At 73.1% G+C, this 18,735-nt stretch carries 13 protein-coding genes; 6 read left to right on the forward strand and 7 right to left on the reverse strand.

The window, feature by feature from the left end; genetic code table 11:
* Positions 1-287: 287 nt before the first annotated feature.
* The 6 genes from ACZ58X_RS17610 to ACZ58X_RS17635 all read right to left on the reverse strand — a co-directional run bounded on the left by ACZ58X_RS17610 (position 288) and on the right by ACZ58X_RS17635 (position 9,521).
* Positions 288-1,244 carry a TAXI family TRAP transporter solute-binding subunit gene (locus ACZ58X_RS17610; protein ID WP_470334532.1) on the reverse strand — a complete coding sequence of 319 codons (957 nt, stop codon included), beginning with the start codon at positions 1,242-1,244 and terminating at the stop codon, positions 288-290.
* 121 nt (positions 1,245-1,365) lie between these two features.
* Positions 1,366-3,219 (reverse strand): alkaline phosphatase family protein, encoded by a 1,854-nt coding sequence (locus tag ACZ58X_RS17615; RefSeq protein ID WP_470334533.1) that lies wholly within the window; start codon positions 3,217-3,219, stop codon positions 1,366-1,368.
* Between the two features lie 443 nt (positions 3,220-3,662).
* Positions 3,663-5,141: a SufS family cysteine desulfurase gene (locus tag ACZ58X_RS17620; RefSeq protein ID WP_470334534.1), complete on the reverse strand. Its 1,479-nt coding sequence runs from the start codon at positions 5,139-5,141 to the stop codon at positions 3,663-3,665.
* Entirely contained in the window at positions 5,128-6,543 is a 1,416-nt protein-coding gene (locus tag ACZ58X_RS17625) for a family 2B encapsulin nanocompartment shell protein (RefSeq protein ID WP_470334535.1), read from the reverse strand. Before ACZ58X_RS17625 ends, ACZ58X_RS17620 begins: the two co-directional genes overlap by 14 nt.
* A gap of 344 nt (positions 6,544-6,887) precedes the next feature.
* The gene (locus ACZ58X_RS17630) at positions 6,888-7,409 is read right to left on the reverse strand and encodes a signal peptide protein (RefSeq protein WP_470334536.1); all 522 of its coding nucleotides are present in this window, start codon (positions 7,407-7,409) and stop codon (positions 6,888-6,890) included.
* Positions 7,410-7,568: 159 nt separating this feature from the next.
* Complete coding sequence (locus ACZ58X_RS17635; protein ID WP_470334537.1) at positions 7,569-9,521, reverse strand: glycoside hydrolase family 5 protein; 1,953 nt, start codon at positions 9,519-9,521, stop codon at positions 7,569-7,571.
* Between the two features lie 403 nt (positions 9,522-9,924).
* On the opposite strand from ACZ58X_RS17635, the gene ACZ58X_RS17640 reads away from it, so the two are divergent.
* The 5 genes from ACZ58X_RS17640 to ACZ58X_RS17660 all read left to right on the forward strand — a co-directional run bounded on the left by ACZ58X_RS17640 (position 9,925) and on the right by ACZ58X_RS17660 (position 14,455).
* The gene (locus ACZ58X_RS17640; protein ID WP_470334538.1) at positions 9,925-10,080 is read left to right on the forward strand and encodes a DUF6131 family protein; all 156 of its coding nucleotides are present in this window, start codon (positions 9,925-9,927) and stop codon (positions 10,078-10,080) included.
* Positions 10,081-10,260: 180 nt separating this feature from the next.
* Positions 10,261-10,809: a hypothetical protein gene (locus ACZ58X_RS17645; RefSeq protein WP_470334539.1), complete on the forward strand. Its 549-nt coding sequence runs from the start codon at positions 10,261-10,263 to the stop codon at positions 10,807-10,809.
* Between the two features lie 46 nt (positions 10,810-10,855).
* The gene (locus tag ACZ58X_RS17650; RefSeq protein WP_470334540.1) at positions 10,856-11,029 is read left to right on the forward strand and encodes a CsbD family protein; all 174 of its coding nucleotides are present in this window, start codon (positions 10,856-10,858) and stop codon (positions 11,027-11,029) included.
* 318 nt (positions 11,030-11,347) lie between these two features.
* The gene (locus ACZ58X_RS17655) at positions 11,348-12,766 is read left to right on the forward strand and encodes an APC family permease (RefSeq protein ID WP_470334557.1); all 1,419 of its coding nucleotides are present in this window, start codon (positions 11,348-11,350) and stop codon (positions 12,764-12,766) included.
* 51 nt (positions 12,767-12,817) lie between these two features.
* Positions 12,818-14,455: an amidohydrolase gene (locus ACZ58X_RS17660; protein ID WP_470334541.1), complete on the forward strand. Its 1,638-nt coding sequence runs from the start codon at positions 12,818-12,820 to the stop codon at positions 14,453-14,455.
* Positions 14,456-14,618: 163 nt separating this feature from the next.
* On the opposite strand, the gene ACZ58X_RS17665 is transcribed toward ACZ58X_RS17660, so the two are convergent.
* Complete coding sequence (locus ACZ58X_RS17665) at positions 14,619-15,320, reverse strand: TetR/AcrR family transcriptional regulator (protein WP_470334542.1); 702 nt, start codon at positions 15,318-15,320, stop codon at positions 14,619-14,621.
* A 466-nt stretch (positions 15,321-15,786) separates the two neighbouring features.
* Here ACZ58X_RS17665 and ACZ58X_RS17670 point away from each other — a divergent pair, with 466 nt between their 5' ends.
* On the forward strand, positions 15,787-18,570 hold the full coding sequence (locus ACZ58X_RS17670) for an SdrD B-like domain-containing protein (RefSeq protein ID WP_470334543.1): 2,784 nt from the start codon (positions 15,787-15,789) through the stop codon (positions 18,568-18,570).
* Positions 18,571-18,735 lie beyond the last annotated feature (165 nt).

Genomic DNA, 18,735 nt, shown 5'->3' on the forward strand with positions numbered 1-18,735 from the left:
GACCGCGACCGGCCCGGCGGGACGGCGGGCGACCGCGGTAGCCGGGGGCACCTGCCGGCCCGCGGTCCTCGTCCTCGGCCGGGGCCGGCTCGTGCTGGCCCCGGCCTCCTGGCCGATCCCCCGACCCGTCGATGGACGATCGCCCGCTTCGTCCCCTTCGCGCGCGACCTCGCCTCGACCCGTCGTTCGTGCCGGGCGGCCCCGTGCTTCGGTGGCGGTGGGCCGCCCGTCGGATGGTGGCCGCTTGCCGCACACCGGCAGGCCACCGCGGACCTGACGAGGTGCTCCTACCCGTAGACCGAGCGGTAGTAGGCCGCCGCCCCCGGGTGCAGCGGGACGGCGCCGGTGGAGACGGCGAAGCGGGGTTCCAGCCGGGCGCCGGCCGTCACCGAGCGCAGCAGGGTGGCCCATTGGTCGAAGAGGATGCCGAGCAGCCGCCGGACGGCGTCCTCGGGGACGCCCGGCCGGGCGGTCAGGTAGTTGCCGACGCCGAGGGTGGGCACAGGGCCGGCCAGGTCGTAGGCGCCGGCGGGCAGGGTGACGGCGGTGTACACCGGGCCGTAGCGCTCCCGCAGCAGCGCGGCGACGGCGTCCAACGGCACGAAGCGCAGCGGCAGTTCGTGGGCCAGCGCGGCCACTGCGGGGGTCGGGACGCCGCCGGACCAGAACGCCGCGTCCAGGGTGCCCGCGCGCAGCGCGGCCAGCGATTCGGCCAGTCCGAGGGACTGCTGCCGCACGTCGATCCCCGCCCGGCGCAGCAGCCGCCCGGCCGTCACCTGGTTGCCGGAGCCCACCGCGCCGGTGGCCACCCGGCGGCCGGCCAGGTCGGTCAGCTCGCGCACCGGCCCGTCGGCGGGGGCCAGCAGGTGCAGGTAGTTGACGTACACCCGGGCCAGCGCCGTCAGGCCGAGCGGACGGTCGAAGGTGTCGCGGCCCAGGACGGCGTCCTCGGCGACGTCGGCGGTGGTGAGCGCGAGGTCCACCGAGCCGTCGGCGAGCTGTTGCAGGTTGTCGACGCTGGCCGCGCTGCTCACCGGGGTGAGGGTGAGCCGGCCGCTCGCGTTCACGGCCCCGGTGAAGGAGTGTCCGAAGGCGTTGTACGGCCCGCCCTCGGGCCCGGTGGCCAGCCGCAGTGCGCGGGCGGGTGCCTCGCGGCCGGAGCAGCCGGCCGCCCAGCCCGCGCCGAGGGCCGCCGCCAGGGCCGCGCCCAGCAGCGTGCGGCGGCGCGGAGCGCTGGCGGTCATGGCGGGAAGGGTAGCCCAGCCCGGGGTGCGGCGGACGCCGGGCCCCGGGAACGCGGGCACCGCCGGGCCCTGGGAGCAGGACCCGGCGGTGCCGGAGGTGGTGCGGGGCGCGGGCCGTGCGTCAGGCGCGGCGGCCGCGCTTGCGGCGGGCCAGGAAGACCGCTCCGCCGCCGATCGCCAGCAGGGCGACGGCCGCGGCCGCGATCGGCCCGGTGTTGGAGTCGGCGCCGGTCTCGGCCAGCGGCGGGCCGGAGACGCTGCTGGTGGCTCCGGCGACGGCGGTGGCTCCGGCGACGGCGGTGGAGCCGTCGGCCGAGGTGGCCGAGCCGCCCGAGCCGGCCGGGGTGGTGGCGGAGGAGCCGCCGGTGGGCCGGCCGCTCGGGGTGTCGCCGCCGACCGGGGCGCCGGTGGTCGGGTCCAGGATCAGGGTGGCCGACTGCGGGTTCTTGAAGTCGAACATGCCCTCGATGGAGCCGGCGTGCTCGTCGAAGGAGGAGTCGCCGATCCGGCCGGTCTTCCAGTTGTCCTCGACGAAGCGCAGGATCGAGGTCTGGTCGGTCTGGGTGTGGTCGACGAAGTTGGCCTTGGCGTACGGCGAGACGACCAGCAGCGGCAGGCGCGGGCCGAAGCCGCAGCGGTCGGCGTAGCCGCCCCAGCCGGCGTCCTGGCCGCACTGGCCGGCGCCGCTCAGGCTGTCGTTGGCCGGGTCCTTGGAGCCGTTGACCGGCTCGGCGAACTTGTGGTCGTACCAGCCGTCCGAGTCGTCGTAGGCGATGACGACGGCGGTGGAGGCCCAGTCCTTGGACTTCTGCAGCTTGTTGACGGTGTCGACGACGAAGTGCTGCTCGTCCAGCGGGTCGGAGTAACCGGCGTGGCCGTCCTGGTAGTTGGCGGCCTTGAGGTAGCTGACGGCGGGCAGGTTGCCGTGCTGGAGGGCGGCGTCGAAGTCGGTCAGGTCGTACTGGTGGTTGGCCTGGCCGGCGTGGCCGATCTCCTCGACGTCCTTCGGAGCGAGGTGCTTCGGGTTGGCCGTGGACTTGTAGTACTGGAAGGGCTCGTGGTGCGGGTTGTAGTCGGTCTGCGAGGCGCCCACGATGTTCTTGTGCGCGGACTCGCAGGCCGCCTTGCCGTCCTTGGTGCCGGTCGGCTTGAAGCCGCCCTGGAACCAGCCCCAGCTGACGCCCTTGTCGTTGAGCAGGTCGCCGACGTTCTTGCCGGTCATCACCAGCTGGTTGTGCGCGGGGCTGGAGCAGTCGTCGTAACCCGGGTCCGGGTCGTTGATGACGGTGCCGACGCCCTTGGCGTCCGGGGAGGCCACCACGTAGGCGTCGGTGGTCTGCTGGCCGGTCTTCGGGTCGACCGGGTAGCCGCCGTGGGTGTTGCCGGTGACCAGGTTGATCGCGCCGGGGGTGGAGGGCCCGTAGTTGGTGCCGAAGGAGTTGTCGCTCATCGCGAAGTGCTGGGCGTAGTTCCAGTAGCCGGTGACGGTGTTGCCGTCGTAGTAGTCCATCACCAGGCCGGGCGCGGTGTACATCGGAGCCTTGCAGTTCTCGATGTCGGTGTGCTCGACGAACTTGTCCATCTTGCCGCCGTCGAAGGCGAGCTGCTCGTCCTTGTAGGTGTGGTCCTGGTCGCAGGTGACCGCCTGGGACGGGCTCAGCCGGACCGGGTTGTTGCGGTTCGGGTTCTTGTGCAGCAGGTCGTCGCTCAGGCCGTCCACCTTGGGGGTGTCGGGCTTGGCGGTGAACTTCACCTTGTCGTCGGCGGTGTTGGCCGCGTTCGGGTAGGTGCCGAAGTAGTGGTCGAAGGAGACGTTCTCCTGGAATATCACCACCAGGTGCTTGACCGGGGTGGCGGTCTGCGGGCCGTCGGCGGCGAAGGCCGCGGGGGCACCGCCGAAGGCGGTCAGCGAGGCAGCGCCGATCAGGCCGGCACCGTAGCGGAGCCACCTGTTGCGGGAGGGAACTGCGTGCATGGTCGGATCCTCGACGTCATCGTCATGTGTGTCAGAAGTGGGGCCGTGACGCGCGTAGCACGAGCGGCGCGGCGGCTAGACGCTAGAGCGTAGCGGTGAACACGGTTGACGAGTGCATGTGAACACGCGGTAAATCGCCGGGGGACGGAACTCTTCGCCGGGGCTGACACCGGGAAGACAAGTCCGTTGAATGCCCCTCGAATCCGACGAATACGGGACGTCTTTCGACGGTTTCCGGCCAGAAATGTCGCTTCCATCCCGGCCGGGGCCACCGACCGACCCGGCGCGAAACCGTGGTCGATCTCACGGAACGCCCCCGGCCCCGCTGCGGAGCGGGGCCGGGGGCGGGAGAAGAGGGACCGGGAGGTGAGGGTCCGGGAGATGAGGGACCGGGGCCGGGGGACCGGGGGCGGGGGTGGTCGGGGTGCCCGCCCCCGGTCCGGTCAGGCTCCGGCCGCGGCGGCCTCGCCCTGGACGCCCTGGAGCGCGGCGACCAGGGCGTCGACGTCCTGCACGGTGTTGTAAAGGGCCAGCGAGGCCCGCGCCGCGCTCTGCAACCCGTAGGCGGCGAGGGCGGGTTGGGCGCAGTGGTGGCCGGCCCGGATGGCGATGCCCTGCTGGTCGAGCGCCCCCGCGAGGGCGATCGGGTCCGTCCCGTCGAGCAGGAAGGTGAGCACCCCGATCTTGCCCGGGGCCTCGCCGATCAGCCGCAGCCCGGGTACCGTTCGCAGCGCCGCGGTGGCGTACGCGGTGAGCTGCTCCTCGTGCGCGGTGGCGGCCGCACGGTCCAGCCCGGCGACGTACCGCAGGGCGGCCCGCAGCCCGGCGACCCCGCCGATGTGGCCGGTGCCGGCCTCCAGGCGGTGCGGGACGGGGGCGTAGCTGGTCTCCTCGAAGCTCACCGAGTCGATCATGTTGCCGCCGCCCTGCCACGGGGGCATGGCCTCCAGCAGTTCCCGCTTGCCGTACAGCGCGCCGATCCCGGTCGGGGCGAAGATCTTGTGCCCCGAGAAGGCGTAGAAGTCGGCGTCCAGCGCGGTGACGTCCACCGGGAAGTGGGCCACCGCCTGGGCGCCGTCGACCAGCACCTTGGCGCCGTAGCGGTGGGCCAGCGCCGTCATCTCGGCCACCGGCGGCACCGTTCCGAGCACGTTGGAGGCGTGGGTGAGCGCCACCAGCTTGGTCCGGAAGGAGAGCAGGTCCCGGTAGGCGTCCTGGTCCAGCTGCCCGTCCGGGAGCAGCGGGATCGGGACGACCCGGGCCCGGCGCTCCTTGGCGATCAGCTGCCAGGGCACCAGGTTGGAGTGGTGCTCGGCCGCGGAGACCAGGATCTCGTCGCCGACGCCGAGGTTGGCCCGGCCCCAGGTCTGGGCCACCAGGTTGACGGCCTCGGTGGTGCCCCGGACGAAGACGATCTCGTCCGGGTCCGGGGCGCCGAGCAGCTTGGCGGCCTCGGCGCGGCCCTCCTCGTAGATCTGGGTGGCCTGCTTGGCGAGGGTGTGCGCCCCCCGGTGGACGTTGGAGGTGCCCGCCGAGTAGTGCTCGCCGACCGCCTCGACCACCTGGCGGGGCTTGAGGGTGGTGGCGCCGTTGTCCAGCCAGACCAGCGGGCGGCCGTTGACCTCGCGGTGCAGCTGGGGGAAGTCGCGGCGGACGGCCTCGACGTCGAAGCCCGCGGCGGGGGCGGTGGGCGGTGACGTCCGGTCGGCCCGGGTGGGCAGCCAGTAGCGGGGGCCGCCGGCGGCGTGGGCGAGGGCCTCGGGGAGCGGGAACGGGGGCGCGGCGGCCGGGGCGGCGGTGAGTCCGCCCGGTGCGGCCGGAGCTCCCGGCGCGGCGGGTGCTCCCGGAGCTCCCGGGACAGCCGGTGCTCCCGGTGCCGCGTTGACGCCGGTGCCGCGCCCGAATCCGTCAGGAGTAGTCATGGTAGTTGGACACCTCGACGTTCTGCAGCACGGCGACGGCGTCGTCCACCAGCGCGGCGGTCGAGAAGTAGCTGGTCACCAGGTAGGAGGTGATGGCCTGCCGGTCGACGCCCATCGCGCGCACCGCCAGCCCGGGCTCGACCTCGTCCGGGACCTTGGCCGGCCGCAGGCCCACCACGCCCTGGCGCTCCTCGCCGACCCGCATCAGCAGGATGTTGGTGGTGCCGGGCGCCGAGTTGGCCGAGCCCTTGAGGTCCAGCTTGTCGGAGGGCAGCAGCGGCACGCCGCGCCAGGTCAGGAAGGGGCTGCCGAACAGTTCGACGATCTGCGGCGGCACCCCGCGCCGGGTGCACTCGCGGCCGAACGCGGCGATCGCCCGCGGGTGGGCGAGGAAGAAGGCGGGCTGCTTCCAGACCCGGGCGAGCAGCTCGTCCAGGTCGTCCGGGGTGGGCGCGCCGCCGCGGGTGCGCACCCGCTGGGTGGGCACCACGTTGTTGAGCAGGCCGTACTCGGGGTGGTTGAGCATCTCCCACTCCTGGCGCTCGCGCAACGCCTCGACGGTCAGCCGGAGTTGGGCCTGGACCTGGTCCATGTCGGAGTTGTAGATGTCCGCGACGCGGGTGTGCACCTTGAGCACGGTCTGGGCGATGCTCAGCTCGTACTCGCGCGGGCTCTCGTCGTAGTCGACGAAGGTCTCCGGCAGGTACGGCTCGCCGGAGTGGCCCGAGCTGAGGTCGATCGGGTGCTCGGCGTCGACCTGGCTCCGGGCGGTCGCGAACTCGTCCAGCTGGGTGCGCAACGAGGCTTCCCGGGCGGCGAGTTCGGTGAGCAGGCGGCGGTCCAGGGTGAGCACCGTACAGGAGCTGACGGCCTTCACCCGGAACGGCATCGCGGCGCCGGCGGCCCAGGCGGCGGCGTCGAAGAAGTCGCCGTCGCCGAGCATGCCCAGCAGGGCGTCCTGGCCGTACTCGCCGGTGGCACGCTTCTCGGCCCGCCCGGAGGCGATGACGTGCAGCTGCTCGGCCGGGGCGTCGGCGTCGACGATCAGCTCGCCGGGCGCGACCTCGCGCTCGGTGAACCCGGCGGCCAGGGCGGTGAGCACCGGGCCGTCGACCTGGCTGAGGAAGGCCAGTTCGCGCAGGTCCTCGGGGATGACCCGGGTGGCACCGGAGCCGTCGACGTAGGTGCCGACCAGGCCGTCGCCGAGGATGAAGCCCCGGCGGCGGTTGACCCGGAAGACGCCCGCCTCCAGGTCCACCCAGGGCAGCACCCGCAGCAGGTAGCGCGGGGTGATCCCGAGCATCTGCGGCACGGTCTTGGTGGTGGTGGCGAGGTTGCGGGCGGCGGAGGTACTGAGGCTCTGCTGGCTGGGCTGGTTCTGCGGAACGGCCTCGGTGGTCACGGCTGGTCCCCTCTGCGGCAGGTGTGGGAGGACGGGATCCGACCGGTGTCGGACCGCCTCGCCGATTCTTGCCGCTGGAGCGGATTGACGTGGGCACGTTTGAAGGCGCCGGATAGCGGACAGCCCCTGCGCAAACGGGCGACTCCCGCCCGCCAAACTCACTCGATCGGGTGAGTTTTCCATAACAGGGGCCGATGCTTCCCCAAGCGCACCTTGGAAGCACGGGGGGCGAGTTGGGGCGCACGGTGGGGGCACCCGGGCTGCGCCGGTGGGCCGGGACCAGGCGCAGACCTCAGGCGTCGACCTCAGGCGCAGTCCTCAGGCAGGGGCCGCAGGAGCGGGCCTCAGGGGTAGACCGCGAGCCGGGGCTCGACCGTGCCCGGGGCGGGCGCGTGCAGGACGGTGATCCGGTAGCTCTCGGTGAGGGTGTGGCCGGAGTGCAGGACGATCTTCGCCGGGACCAGCGCGGTGTACAGCGTGCCGGTCTGGCTGGCCAGCGGCACGGTGTGCCAGCTGCCGTCCGTCCCCCGCATCTCCAGCCGGACGTCGGAGGGGCTGAGGAACGGGCCCCGCTGGGGCGACTCGACCAGGATCTGCGGGGAGACCGTCTGGTCCTTCGGGGTGTCGTTGCGGTAACGGAAGGTGATCCGGTGCGGCGCCCGGTCCGTCGGCAGCGCGGAGTCGGGCAGGTCCACGAAGCGCACCGGCACGGCAGTGGCCGGACCGGAGGGGGCTGCGGTGGTGGCCGTGGCGGCCGGGGGCGCGGCGGCCGCCCGCGCGGGCGCCGTGAGCGCCGTGGCGGGCAGGACGGCGAGGGCGGCGGCGGTCAGCACCAGAGCCCGACGGGGGATCGTCCTGGACGGCATGGCGCCTCCTTCGGTCGAGGGGCGGCTGGGGGCCGGTCGCCCGGCGGACGGTGTCCGCAGGGTCACGGACGGTCGCCGGCCGGGCGGTTCGTACTCCACCACCTTGCACGTGCCCGGCGGATGGCGCATCCGCCGGGCCCGGGCCCGCCGATGCGGTGGTCAGCGCAGCGGGCGGCAGAGCAGCGCGTCCGGGACGCCGTACTGGAGTCCGCGCCAGGTGTCGGCGACCCCGGCGACATACTCGCCGTCGGCGCACTGGCCCTTGTAGGAGCCGGGCGCCCAGTCGCTGGCGACCGAGCCGCCGTTCGCCGGCCGGTTGTCGCCGCGGTCGAACCAGACCGTGCGACCGGTGCCGGGCAGCGCGGTCGCGGCCGGGGCGCAGAGCAGCGCGGACATCGCGTTGTTGTGGACGCCGTAGCCCACGGCGAAGGTGTTGTCCGGGCACTGGAGCTTGTCGTAGCCGGAGGCCCAGTCGCCGCCGGTGACGTAGCGCTGGTCGGTGACGGTCACCCAGTCCCCGGCGCCGAGCGGCGGCTGCCCCGCGTCGGTGCACAGGCCCCGGCTGCTGCCGCGGCCGAGGCCGGCCAGCCGTTGGCCGTCCGGGCAGTCGCCCTTGCGGTTGCCGGGGCTCCAGTCGGGCCGGGCCAGCATCCGGGCCGAGACGTTCTGGTCGCCGTGGTCGAGGTCGAGCATGTTCCAGCGGGCGACCGGTGCGACCGGCCCGGTGTACGAGGGGGCGTTCACCAGCTTGTTCCAGTCGGCGGCGCGCCAGTCGCCCGGATCGTTCAGGCCGAGCTGCCGGCCGCCGGTGTCGTAGGAGAGCAGCGCCCAGCTGTCGTTCGGGACGCCGTCGTGCTGCCAGCCGACCAGCGGCCAGACCGCGAAGTCGGTGTCGTTGGCGACCAGGAGGTCGGTGAAGCGGTCGAACCAGGCCTGCTCCTTGGCGTCGGTGGAGCCGCGACCGCCGGCCCCGAACTCGCTGACCCAGACCGGGGCGGTGAAGTGCTGGCCGTCCTGGGTGACGAACAGCGCCTCCTGGTCGACCACCTGGGCGAGCTGCTCGGGGGTGAAGTCCTCGTAGCGCGGGTCGGAGGTCGAGCCCGGGCCGCTGCCCGCGCCGGTGTTGGCGGGGCCGGTGTAGGCGTAGAAGTGCGCCGCGTAGACCAGCTTGTCGGACCGGATCAGGGTGTTGGACAGGGTCGCCACCGGGGTGAGCATCGGCCGGCCGTGGGAGAACCCGGCGGCGGGGATGCCGTACCAGTTGATGCCCTCCATGATCACCAGCAGGTCCGGGTCGGCCTGGAGGATCCGGTTGCCGGCCTCCTCGAAGGCCGCGTACTCGTCGTGGGCGTCGCCCAGGCCCCAGTTGGGGTCGTCCCAGGTGTCGCGGCGCACCTCGTTGCGCAGGTCCGCGCCGACCACCCGCTTGTCGGCCTTGTAGCGGTTCGCCATGAACACCCAGTCGTCCTCCCACTGCTGGGTGCTCTGACCGCTGTTCCAGCGCTCGTTGCCGTCCAGGCCGCAGCAGAAGCGGTAGCTGGTGGTGTGGTTGTTGAGGACGACCGCGAATCCGTCGGCGGTCAGCGCGGCCACCACGGCGTCGTAGACGTGCAACGGGGTCCTGCCCCTGAGCTGCGGATTGGCGGCGACGGCGGCGTCCGGGACCGCGGCGGTGTCGTGGATCATCGCGTTGGCGAACGGCAGCCGGACGGCGTTCAGGCCCAGGCCGTGGAAGCCCGCCAGGATCCGGTCGAGCGGGGCCCGGTCCAGGCCGAGCGGGATGTTGTACGAGACCTGGCCGGCCTGGTTGTCCGCGGGGTCCGTGGTCGGGCCGCTGCCCTCCCAAGTCCCTTGTGCTCCAGCCCAGTTGCCGGCCTTGAGCTTGAACCGGTCGCCGTTCGCGTCGACCACGTACCTCCCCCGGGTGCTGAGCGGGCCGGTCCAGGAGGCGGCGAGCCGGGCGCCGCTCGGCACGGGCGCGGCGGCCTGGGCGGCCTGGGCGGTGGGGGAGGCGGGGGAGGCCGCCTGTGCGGGCGGGACGGCGCTGATGAGCGCGGCAAGCAGGCCGGCCACCGCGAGCGCGGCGGTGCGGGCCTTTCTGAGGGGTGTCACGGATGCTCCGGTGAGGGTGACGGGGGCAGGGTTTGTCGACGGTACGTCAAAACCACTGTCCGGGACGAGACCCGTGGACCGGTCGCCGGTGGAGCGGGCACGACCACGCGCGACCACGCACCGGTGCCGCCGGGGGAGCGGGCGAACCACCCGGTGCGCGGGCCCGGGAGCCGCTTCGGACGAACGGCACCTCCCGGGGCGGGCCGGTGTACCGGTCGGCCTGGTTGCCCCGGCCGATTCGGCCCGCCCCGGCCAAGCCGGTCACCCCGGCCGGCTCGCGTCCGGCGGCGGTCACCAGGGAAATTCCGGGATTCCTGAATCGAAGCCCGAGAACGGGGAAGGCGCAGCATGCCTCCGCACCAGCGAAGGACCACACCGGGAGGGCGAAAGAACGGAGCTCGTCGTGATCGTCCTCGGAGTCATCCTCCTCGTCATCGGATTCGTCAGCGGCATTTCCATCCTGTGGACCGTCGGCATCATCCTGCTGCTCATCGGCCTCGTCCTGTTGGTCATGGGCGCGGTCGGCCGCGAGGTCGGCGGCCGCCGCCACTACTGGTAGGCGTGGCCGTCTGCTCTCCCAGCGCTCGCCGGGCCCGGTCGGGGCCCGGCGGGGGAACGCGTACCGGCCGGGGCCGGGCGGGGGAACGCGTACCGGGCGAGGCGGGTGGTGCGAGCCGCACCGTCGGCCGGACTCATCCGTCCCCACCGTCACACGGCACAGAGCCGAACGGAGCATGCCATGATCATTATCGTCGGACTCATCCTGCTGGCCGCCGCGGCCGTCGTCGCCGTGGCCGGCATCCTCGGCAACGCGGGCAGCGGGCACGAGCTCACCAACGCGTTCACGGTGTTCGGGTACCACGTGACAGGCTCCACCGGCACGCTGCTGCTCTACGGCATCGTCATCGGGGCCGTCGGCATGCTGGGGCTCGCCCTCCTGCTGACCGGCGCCCGGCGCGGGGCCACCGCACGCCGCGGACTGCGGCGCTCCCGCCGGGAGACGGCTGCCGCCGGGAAGCACCGCGACGAACTGGTCGAACAGCGCGACACCGCTCGGGCCGAGGCGACCTCGGCCGCCACCGAGCGGGACGGCCTCGCGCGGGACGGCCTCGCGCGGGAGCGCCAGGACCTCGTCGGGCGGCCCGGCGGCACTCGGGAACAGACGGCCGGCACCCGCCTCGGCCCGATGCCGGAGGACGACGTACCGGTGGCCGGCGACGTACCGGCGGCCGACAACGGGCGCCGCAGGTCGCACCTGCTGTTCGGCCGGGACTCCGGCCGACGGTAGGCGGCCGCGTCCGCGCGTCGGACGCCATCACGAAAGGAATCCAGTCATGAGTATCGGCAAGAAGGTCGCGCACAAGGCCGAAGCGGTCAAGGGCGGCGTGAAGAAGTCCGTCGGGCGGGCCACCGGTGACCGCGCCCTGGAGGCGGAGGGCCGCGGCGACCAGGCCAAGGGCAACCTCAAGCAGGCCGGGGCCAAGGTCAAGGACGCGTTCAAGCACTGACGGCCAGGCGCGGCGCCGCAGCGGCGCCCGCCGTTCCCCTCCGGGCCCGACTCCGTACGAGGAGTCGGGCCCGGAGGGGAACGAGCACGTTCCGGAGCGCCGGGCGGTTTCCACCGCCGTCGGTCGAGCGCTTATGACAACAGCATTGACGTGAAACGACGCCGCCGGTTTCATGGCTCGCACTTCCCCCACCCCCGGGCGCCCCCCGAACATCCGCGCCCACCCCCACACCCCCACGAGCAAGGTGGTGATCCGTTGGCATCGACGCTGAGGGACGACACGGGCAGCGGCCCGAGAACCGGCGCGCAGCACGGCGTCATGCACAAGTCCATCGGCCTGCTGGACGGCGCGGTCATCGCCGCCTCCAGCACGGCCGCCACCAGCAGCATCGGGATCGGCCTCGGCCTGATGGCGGGCGTCGTCGGCCTCCACCTGCCCGCGATCATGCTGCTGGCCTTCCTCCCCGTGCTCGCCATCGCGGGCGGCTACGGACGCCTGAACGCCGTCGAACCCGACGCCGGCAGCAGCTACCGCTGGGTCGGCCGCACGCTCAACCCCTGGCTGGGCTTCCTCACCGGCTGGGTGAACACCGTCGGCACCGTGGTCTTCATGGCCTACACCACCACCGTCACCGGCTCGGCCGTCATCCAACTCCTCGACGAGGCACACCTGCGCAGCATCGCCGGACTGCGCCTGGACGCCGATTCCACCGTCCAGTGCACCCTGCTCGGCCTGGTCGTCCTGATCGGCGCCGCCCTGGTCGCCGTCCGCGGCCTCGACCTCGCCGCCCGCCTCCAGAAGGCCCTGCTGGTCTTCGAGTACGCGGTGCTGCTCGGCTTCTGCGGCTACGGCCTGTTCGCCGGTGACCAGCCCTTCTCGCTCCACTGGTTCAACCCCTTCGACCTGCCCTCCTTCGGCGCCCTGGCCCAGGGCATGGTGCTCGCGGTGTTCTGCTACTGGGGGTTCGAGTCCGTGTTCAGCGTCGGCGAGGAGGTCCGCGACCCCCGGGACGCCTCCCGTGGCGGCTTCCTCGCCCTGGTGGTCATGATGCTGCTCTTCCTGCTCGCCGGGACGGCCTTCCAACGGGTGCTCCCGCTCGACGAGTTGGCCGACAACGGCGCCCACGGCCTCACCTACTTCGGCACCACCCTCGCCCACCAGCCGCTCGCCGCACTGCCGTTGATCGCGCTCACCTTCTCCGCGGTGGCCTCGCTCCAGTCCTCGGTGATCCCGACCGCGCGCGGGATGTACGCGATGGGGCGCGACGGCGTGCTCGGCCCGGTCTGGACCAGACTGCACCGCCGGCACGCCACCCCCGCCGTCGGCACCCTGCTGGTCACCGGCTTCGCCGTGCTGCTCGCCCTCGCCTCGATCGCCATCCCGACCGTCAACGACCTGATCTCGGCCGCCGTCAACGCGATCGGCATCATCGTCGCCCTCTACTACGCGCTCACCGCCATCGCCTCCGCCGTCCGCTTCCGCGGCCTGCTGCGCACCGACCCGCTGCAGGGCCTGCGCGCGGTGGTCGGCCCGTTGCTCGGCGCGGCGGCACTGCTCGCCGTCGGCGGCTACCTGGCCTGGACCTTCTACGACTCCACCGACCACTTCGAACTGTCCGCCGACAACGGCTGGTTCGAGCTGACCGTGGTGGTACTGATGATCGTCACCGGCCTCCCGTCGGCGGCCTGGGCCCGCTGGCGGCGCCGCTCGCCGTACTTCCTCGACCCGACCGCCTGACCCGCGCCCCGTACCGCACGCACCCCCGTACCGCACGAAGGAGCACCACCCATGACCGAGGCCGACCTCGTCCTCACCCGCGGCCCCGTCCACACCGGCGACGCCGCCCGCACCCGGGCGAGCAGCCTGGCCGTGACCGGAGGGCGGATCAGCGCCGTCGGCCACGACGAGGTCCACCAGCTGATCGGGCCGCGCACCGAGGTCGTGGACCTCACCGGCAAACTGCTGCTGCCCGGCTTCCAGGACGCCCACGTCCACGCGGTCTACGGCGGCGTCGAGTTGGCCGCCTGCGACCTCACCGGCACGGTCGGCGTGGCCGAGTACCTGGACCGGATCCGCGACTACGCCGAGGCCAACCCCGGCCAGGAGTGGATCACCGGCAGCGGCTGGTCCCTGGAGAGCTTCGAAGGCGGCCTGCCCACCCGGCAGTTGCTCGACTCCGTCGTCCCCGACCGCCCGGTCTACCTGACCAACCGGGACCACCACGGTGCCTGGGCCAACACCCGGGCCCTGGAACTGGCCGGCCTCACCCGGGACACCCCCGACCCGGCCGACGGCCGGATCGAGCGCGAACCCGACGGCACCCCGGCGGGCACCCTCCAGGAGGGCGCCACCGCACTGCTCGCCCGCCTGGTGCCCCCGGCCACCGCCGCCCAGCGACTGGCCGGCCTGCTCCGGGCCCAGCGCCTGCTGCACTCGCTCGGCATCACCGGCTGGCAGGACGCCCTGCTCGGCGAGTTCAACGGCCAGCCGGACCCGTCCGACGCCTACCTCGCCGCCGCCCGCTCCGGCGAACTGACCGCCAGGGTCACCGGCGCGCTCTGGTGGGACCGCGCGCGCGGCGCCGAACAGATCCCCGAACTCGTCCGCCGCCGCGCCGAGTTGAGCCACGGCCGGTTCCGGGCCGGCTCGGTGAAGATCATGCAGGACGGCATCGCGGAGAACTTCACCGCCGCGATGACCAGCCCCTACCTGGACGGCTGCGGCTGCGCCACCGCCAACTCCGGCCTCAGCTTCGTCGATCCGGCCGCGCTCCGCGGGTACGTCACCGAACTCGACGCGCTCGGCTTCCAGGTGCACTTCCACGCCCTCGGAGACCGGGCCGTCCGTGAAGCGCTGGACGCCGTCGAGGCCGCCCGGGCGACGAACGGCCGACGCGACACCCGGCACCACCTCGCCCACCTCCAGGTGGTCCACCCGGACGACCTGCCGCGCTTCGCCCGGCTCGGCGCCGTCGCCAACATCCAGCCGCTGTGGGCCGCGCACGAACCGCAGATGGACGAACTCACCATCCCCTTCCTCGGCCCCGAACGCGCCGCCTGGCAGTACCCCTTCGGCGGGCTCCAGCGGGCCGGCGCCACCCTCGCGGCGGGCAGCGACTGGCCGGTGAGCAGCCCCGACCCGCTGGCGGGCCTGTACGTCGCCGTCAACCGGAGGGAACCCGGCGCCACCGACGGCCGGGTCTTCCTGCCCGAGCAGCGCCTCGACCTCGCCTCCGCCCTCGCGGCCTACACCGCGGGCTCCGCCCACGTGAACGGCCACGACGACGCCGGCACCCTCGCCGTCGGACACCTCGCCGACCTGGTCGTGCTCGACCGCGACATCCTCACCGGCCCCCCGGAGCAGATCGCCGAGGCCCGCGTGCTGCGCACCTACGTGGGGGGCGAGCTGGTCCACGCGGCCGAGTGACCCGACCATGCCCCGCACCCGGCCGCCGGACCGCAGCGTCCGGCGGCCCGGCACCGCAGCCCCGGCCCGCCCTTTGCGGTGGGCCGGGGCCGTTCGGCTTCGCACCGCCCGCCCCGGCCCGCCTTGCCCGCCCCGGCCCGCCTCGCCGCGCGGCCCCTCCCCCTCAGCCCGCCGCCAGCCGGGCCGCTGCGGCGTCGAGCAGCAGGTCGAGGGCGTACGGGTAGCCGCTGCGGCGCATGTCGGTGGAGAGCAGGTGGGCGGTGGCGGCGATGTGGGGGTGGGTGGTGGCGTCGAGGCGGGCGTAGGAGGCCTGCCAGACCTGGAGGTCGGCGGTGGCCGCGGCGGCGGGGAGGGCGAGGGCGGCGGCGTCCAGCGCGGCGAAGCCGAGGCTCTGGTCGACGAAGGCGTGGTAGATCGCGACGGCCTCCGGGTCGGGGAAGCCGGCGGTGCGCAGCACGCCGAGGATCGTCTCGACGGCGGCCGCCTCGTGGCTGCGGCCGGTGGTGCGGTGGGCGGCGAGCAGGGCGGCCTGGGGGTGGGCGAGGTAGGCGGTGTGGATCCGCAGGCCGATGGCGCGCAGGTCGGCGCGCCAGTCGCCGGTGGGGCGCCAGCCGGCCTGGGCGCGCCCGATGAGCTCGTCGGCGATGGCGAGCAGCAGGTCGTCGGTGCTGTGGAAGTAGCGGTAGACGGCGCTGGGGTCGGCGCCGAGCGCGGTGCCGAGCCGGCGGACGGTGAGCGCCTCGGCGCCGTGCTGCCCGACCAGCCGCAGCGCGGTGTCGATGATCAGCTCCCGGGAGAGCACGACGCCCTGCTTGGTGGGTCGCCGCCGACGGCGCTGGGGCTCGGGGACCACGCGTTCGCTCATGCCCGCAGGTTATGTCAGCGGTGTTGACGCAGGACAGGGGTGGGTGGTGCCGTTCGCGGCCGGATCGTGGGGGAGGTCGAGCGCGGGCAAACGTTGCTCCTGGGGTTGGTGGGTTGGAATGAATCGTGGACGGTTCTGTGCAGGCCGTGCCGAATTCCCGGGGCATTCGTAGTGCTGTTCGAGGTTCGGTCACCCTCCGTGGTCGGGCGGCTTTGTCGACATGGCGCTCATTCCGTGTCGAGAGCTTGTCCGGGCCCGGATTCCCGCTGGTGGGAGGGGGTGGATCGTGACCATTCGTCAGGGGAGTCGTGGTGGATACGTCTGACAGGTCATCAAAGTTCCACGATCGACCACCCGGTTGGGTGAAATCCCTTTAAGCTCACGTTAACCACAGCGGTTTCAGGCCACGCTGTGGGCTCCCTCAGGCAGTCGGGCCATTTGGGCTCTTCGGACGATGAGAGCAGGGATGAACACAACGAATGAACTGATGAACGGCGCCGCGCGCGGCCCGGACCGGTCACGGCCGGGCCGGTCCGGCCGCCGCGTCGTGGGCCGGATCGCGGCGCTCGCCGTCGTCGTCGGCAGCAGCTCGCTGGCGGCGGTCCCGGCGGCGGTCTCGCAGACCGGCGACGGGACGGTCACGGTCCGGGTGATCCGGGCCGTGGACGACTCCGGCACCTGGACGCCCGCGCTGGAGCCGAACATGGCGGGCGTCAAGGTGACGCTCACCGACGACGCCGGGGTGTCGGTCGACGGCACCACGGCGGCGGACGGCACGGTCACCCTGGCGCCCGCGACCAGCAAGGCCACCGGCGGCAAGTACCGCGTCCAGGTGGTGAATCCGAAGCCGGGCGTGCTGTTCCCGGCCTTCGCCTCCCGCCAGGGCCTGGACGGCGCGCCGAACCGGCTCAGCTCCAACGAGGAGTTCGTCGACCTCGGCGGGGGCAAGAACGTCTCCTACACCACCGGGCTGTGGAACCCGGCGGACTACTGCCAGAAGAACGCGCCGCTGGTGACCGCCTGCCAGACGCCCACGTACCAGGGCAAGTCCCAGCGCACGCTGGTCTCCTTCCCGTACGGCTCGCGCGGCCAGGAGGGCCCGGGCAAGGACGTCGTCGCGACGAACGTCGCCACCGACGCCGACACCGGGACGATCTTCGGCATCGCCTGGAACAAGGCCGACAAGCGGGTGTTCTCCGCGGCGACGGCCAAGCGCACCACCGACTACGGCCCCGCCGGCTCCGGCGGGATCTACGTCACCGACCTGAGCGACCCCGCCAAGCCGGGGAGGACGAGCGTCTTCACCACCGTCCCGAACGCGGGCAGCACCGCGCACGGGTCCGGGACGGACGACGCCTTCCTCGACGTCCCCGGGAAGGAGAGCCTGGGCGGCATCAAGATCACCGACGACGGCAAGGACCTGTTCGTCGTCAACCTGAACGACCGCAAGCTCTACCGCTACGACGCCACCGCACCGACGGCCTCGGCGCCGAAGGCCGCCTACCCGATCCCGGACCCGGGCTGCCCGTCGGCTGCGGACTGGCGGCCCTACGGTCTGGGGCTGCAGGACGGCACCGGCTTCCTCGGCGGGGTCTGCTCCGGCGAGTCCACCGGCAAGCTCACGGACGTGCGCGCCCTGGTCCTGCCGTTCGACCTGGGCACCGGGGCGTTCGGCAAGCCGGTGCTGGACCAGCCGATGGACTACCCGCGGCAGTCCACGGTCGGCAGCGGCCCGTGCGACGGCGCCGGCTGGTTCGCCTGGACCAGCACCTTCCCGGCCTCGCAGAACGGCAAGGTCTGCGGCAACAGCACCATCGCGTTCCCCGAGCCCGAGCTCGGCGAGATCCTGTTCGAGACCGACGGCTCGATGCTGCTGGCCTTTAAGGACCGTTTCGCTGACCGCGGACCGGGCGCCCCGGCGCCCAACTCGGCCACCGTGATGTCCGGCGGCGACCTCAACAAGGCCTGCCCGTCGAACGGCACGTACGTGATGGACGTCAACCTCGGCTGCGGCAAGACCGTCCGCGGTGCCCGGTTCTTCTCCACCGGCTGGGACGCGGTCGGCCACCACAACACGGTGTTCGCCGGCATCGCGCTCTCGAAGGTCGAGAGCACCGTGGCGGGCTCCGCCTTCGACCCGGACCACACCCCGGTCGGCTACGGCACCTCCTTCATGGAGCGCGCGGACGGCAGCAACGACCCGAAGTTCGGGCTGCGGCTGACCCCGGCGGGGACCGGCTCCCCGTTCGGCAAGGGCGCGGCCATGGGTGACCTGGAAGTGCTCTGCGACCAGGCGCCGCTGCAGATCGGCAACCGGGTCTGGTACGACCCCGAGCGCAAGGGCATCCAGAACCCGGGCCAGACCCCGGTCAAGGGCGCCACCGTCAACCTCTACGACGAGTCGGGGAAGGTCCTCGGCACCACGAGGACCACGGCGCGCGGCGAGTACTACTTCGACAACAGCAACGTCCCCGGAGGCCTCAAGCCGCACACCAAGTACACCATCCGGATCGACAACCCCGCCGACTACGCCAAGGGCGGCCCGCTGTACCACTGGGTGCCCACCGACCACGACGTCGGCGACAACCACTTCATCGACTCGAAGGGCATCGTCCCCGCCGGCGCCAAGTTCCCGGAACGGGCGCTGACCACCGGAGGACCGGGCGAGAACGACCACACCTTCGACTTCGGCTACCGCCAGCAGGAGGGCGCGCTCAAGCTGGTCAAGAACGACCAGGACGGCAAGCCGCTCGCCGGTGCCACGTTCCAGCTCTGGCACGAGACCAACGGCACCGACGGCCTCCAGGCCACCGGGGCCAAGCCGGACACGCCCGTCGGTGACCCGTGCACCACCGGCAAGGACGGCATCTGCCAGGGCACCGGCGTGCCCGGGACGTACTACTGGCAGGAGTTGAGCCCGCCCGACGGCTACTCGGCGCCCGACAACACGGTCTTCGGGCCGCTGGTGCTCACCGCCGACAACCTGGAGGACGGGGTCGGCGTCACCGCCGTCAACAAGCTCATCCCCACCCCGACACCCACCACCTCGTCGACGCCGACCCCGACGCCGACTCCGGCCACGACCCCGCCGAGCACGCCGGCCCCACCGGCGCCCGCTCCCGGCGGCGAACTCCCGCACACCGGGGCCAGCAGCGGCATGCCGCTGATCGCGACCGGCGCCGCGGTGCTGATCGCCCTCGGCGCGGGACTGTTCCTGGTGGTGCGCCGACGCCGGGGCCAGCACCAGTAGCCCTGCTGTCGGCCACCCACCCCGGCCTGACGGGGTGACGCCCGGACCGGGCGGATCCGCGGACCGAGAGGACCGCGGACCCGCCCGGTTCCCGTACCCGGCCGGCCCGAACCACCCGGCCCGGTCGGCCCACCCGCCCGACCGCCCATCGGCGCACCCGCCTGA

This window comes from Kitasatospora sp. NPDC040550 (assembly GCF_055594965.1).

Bases quoted from the DNA above. Each gene is read 5' to 3' on its own strand.
- ACZ58X_RS17610 (WP_470334532.1), bottom strand. From the start codon at position 1,244: ATGACCGCCAGCGCTCCGCGCCGCCGCACGCTGCTGGGCGCGGCCCTG.
- ACZ58X_RS17615 (WP_470334533.1), bottom strand. From the start codon at position 3,219: ATGCACGCAGTTCCCTCCCGCAACAGGTGGCTCCGCTACGGTGCCGGC.
- ACZ58X_RS17620 (WP_470334534.1), bottom strand. From the start codon at position 5,141: ATGACTACTCCTGACGGATTCGGGCGCGGCACCGGCGTCAACGCGGCA.
- ACZ58X_RS17630 (WP_470334536.1), bottom strand. From the start codon at position 7,409: ATGCCGTCCAGGACGATCCCCCGTCGGGCTCTGGTGCTGACCGCCGCC.
- ACZ58X_RS17645 (WP_470334539.1), top strand. From the start codon at position 10,261: ATGATCATTATCGTCGGACTCATCCTGCTGGCCGCCGCGGCCGTCGTC.
- ACZ58X_RS17650 (WP_470334540.1), top strand. From the start codon at position 10,856: ATGAGTATCGGCAAGAAGGTCGCGCACAAGGCCGAAGCGGTCAAGGGC.
- ACZ58X_RS17655 (WP_470334557.1), top strand. From the start codon at position 11,348: ATGCACAAGTCCATCGGCCTGCTGGACGGCGCGGTCATCGCCGCCTCC.
- ACZ58X_RS17660 (WP_470334541.1), top strand. From the start codon at position 12,818: ATGACCGAGGCCGACCTCGTCCTCACCCGCGGCCCCGTCCACACCGGC.
- ACZ58X_RS17665 (WP_470334542.1), bottom strand. From the start codon at position 15,320: ATGAGCGAACGCGTGGTCCCCGAGCCCCAGCGCCGTCGGCGGCGACCC.
- ACZ58X_RS17670 (WP_470334543.1), top strand. From the start codon at position 15,787: ATGAACACAACGAATGAACTGATGAACGGCGCCGCGCGCGGCCCGGAC.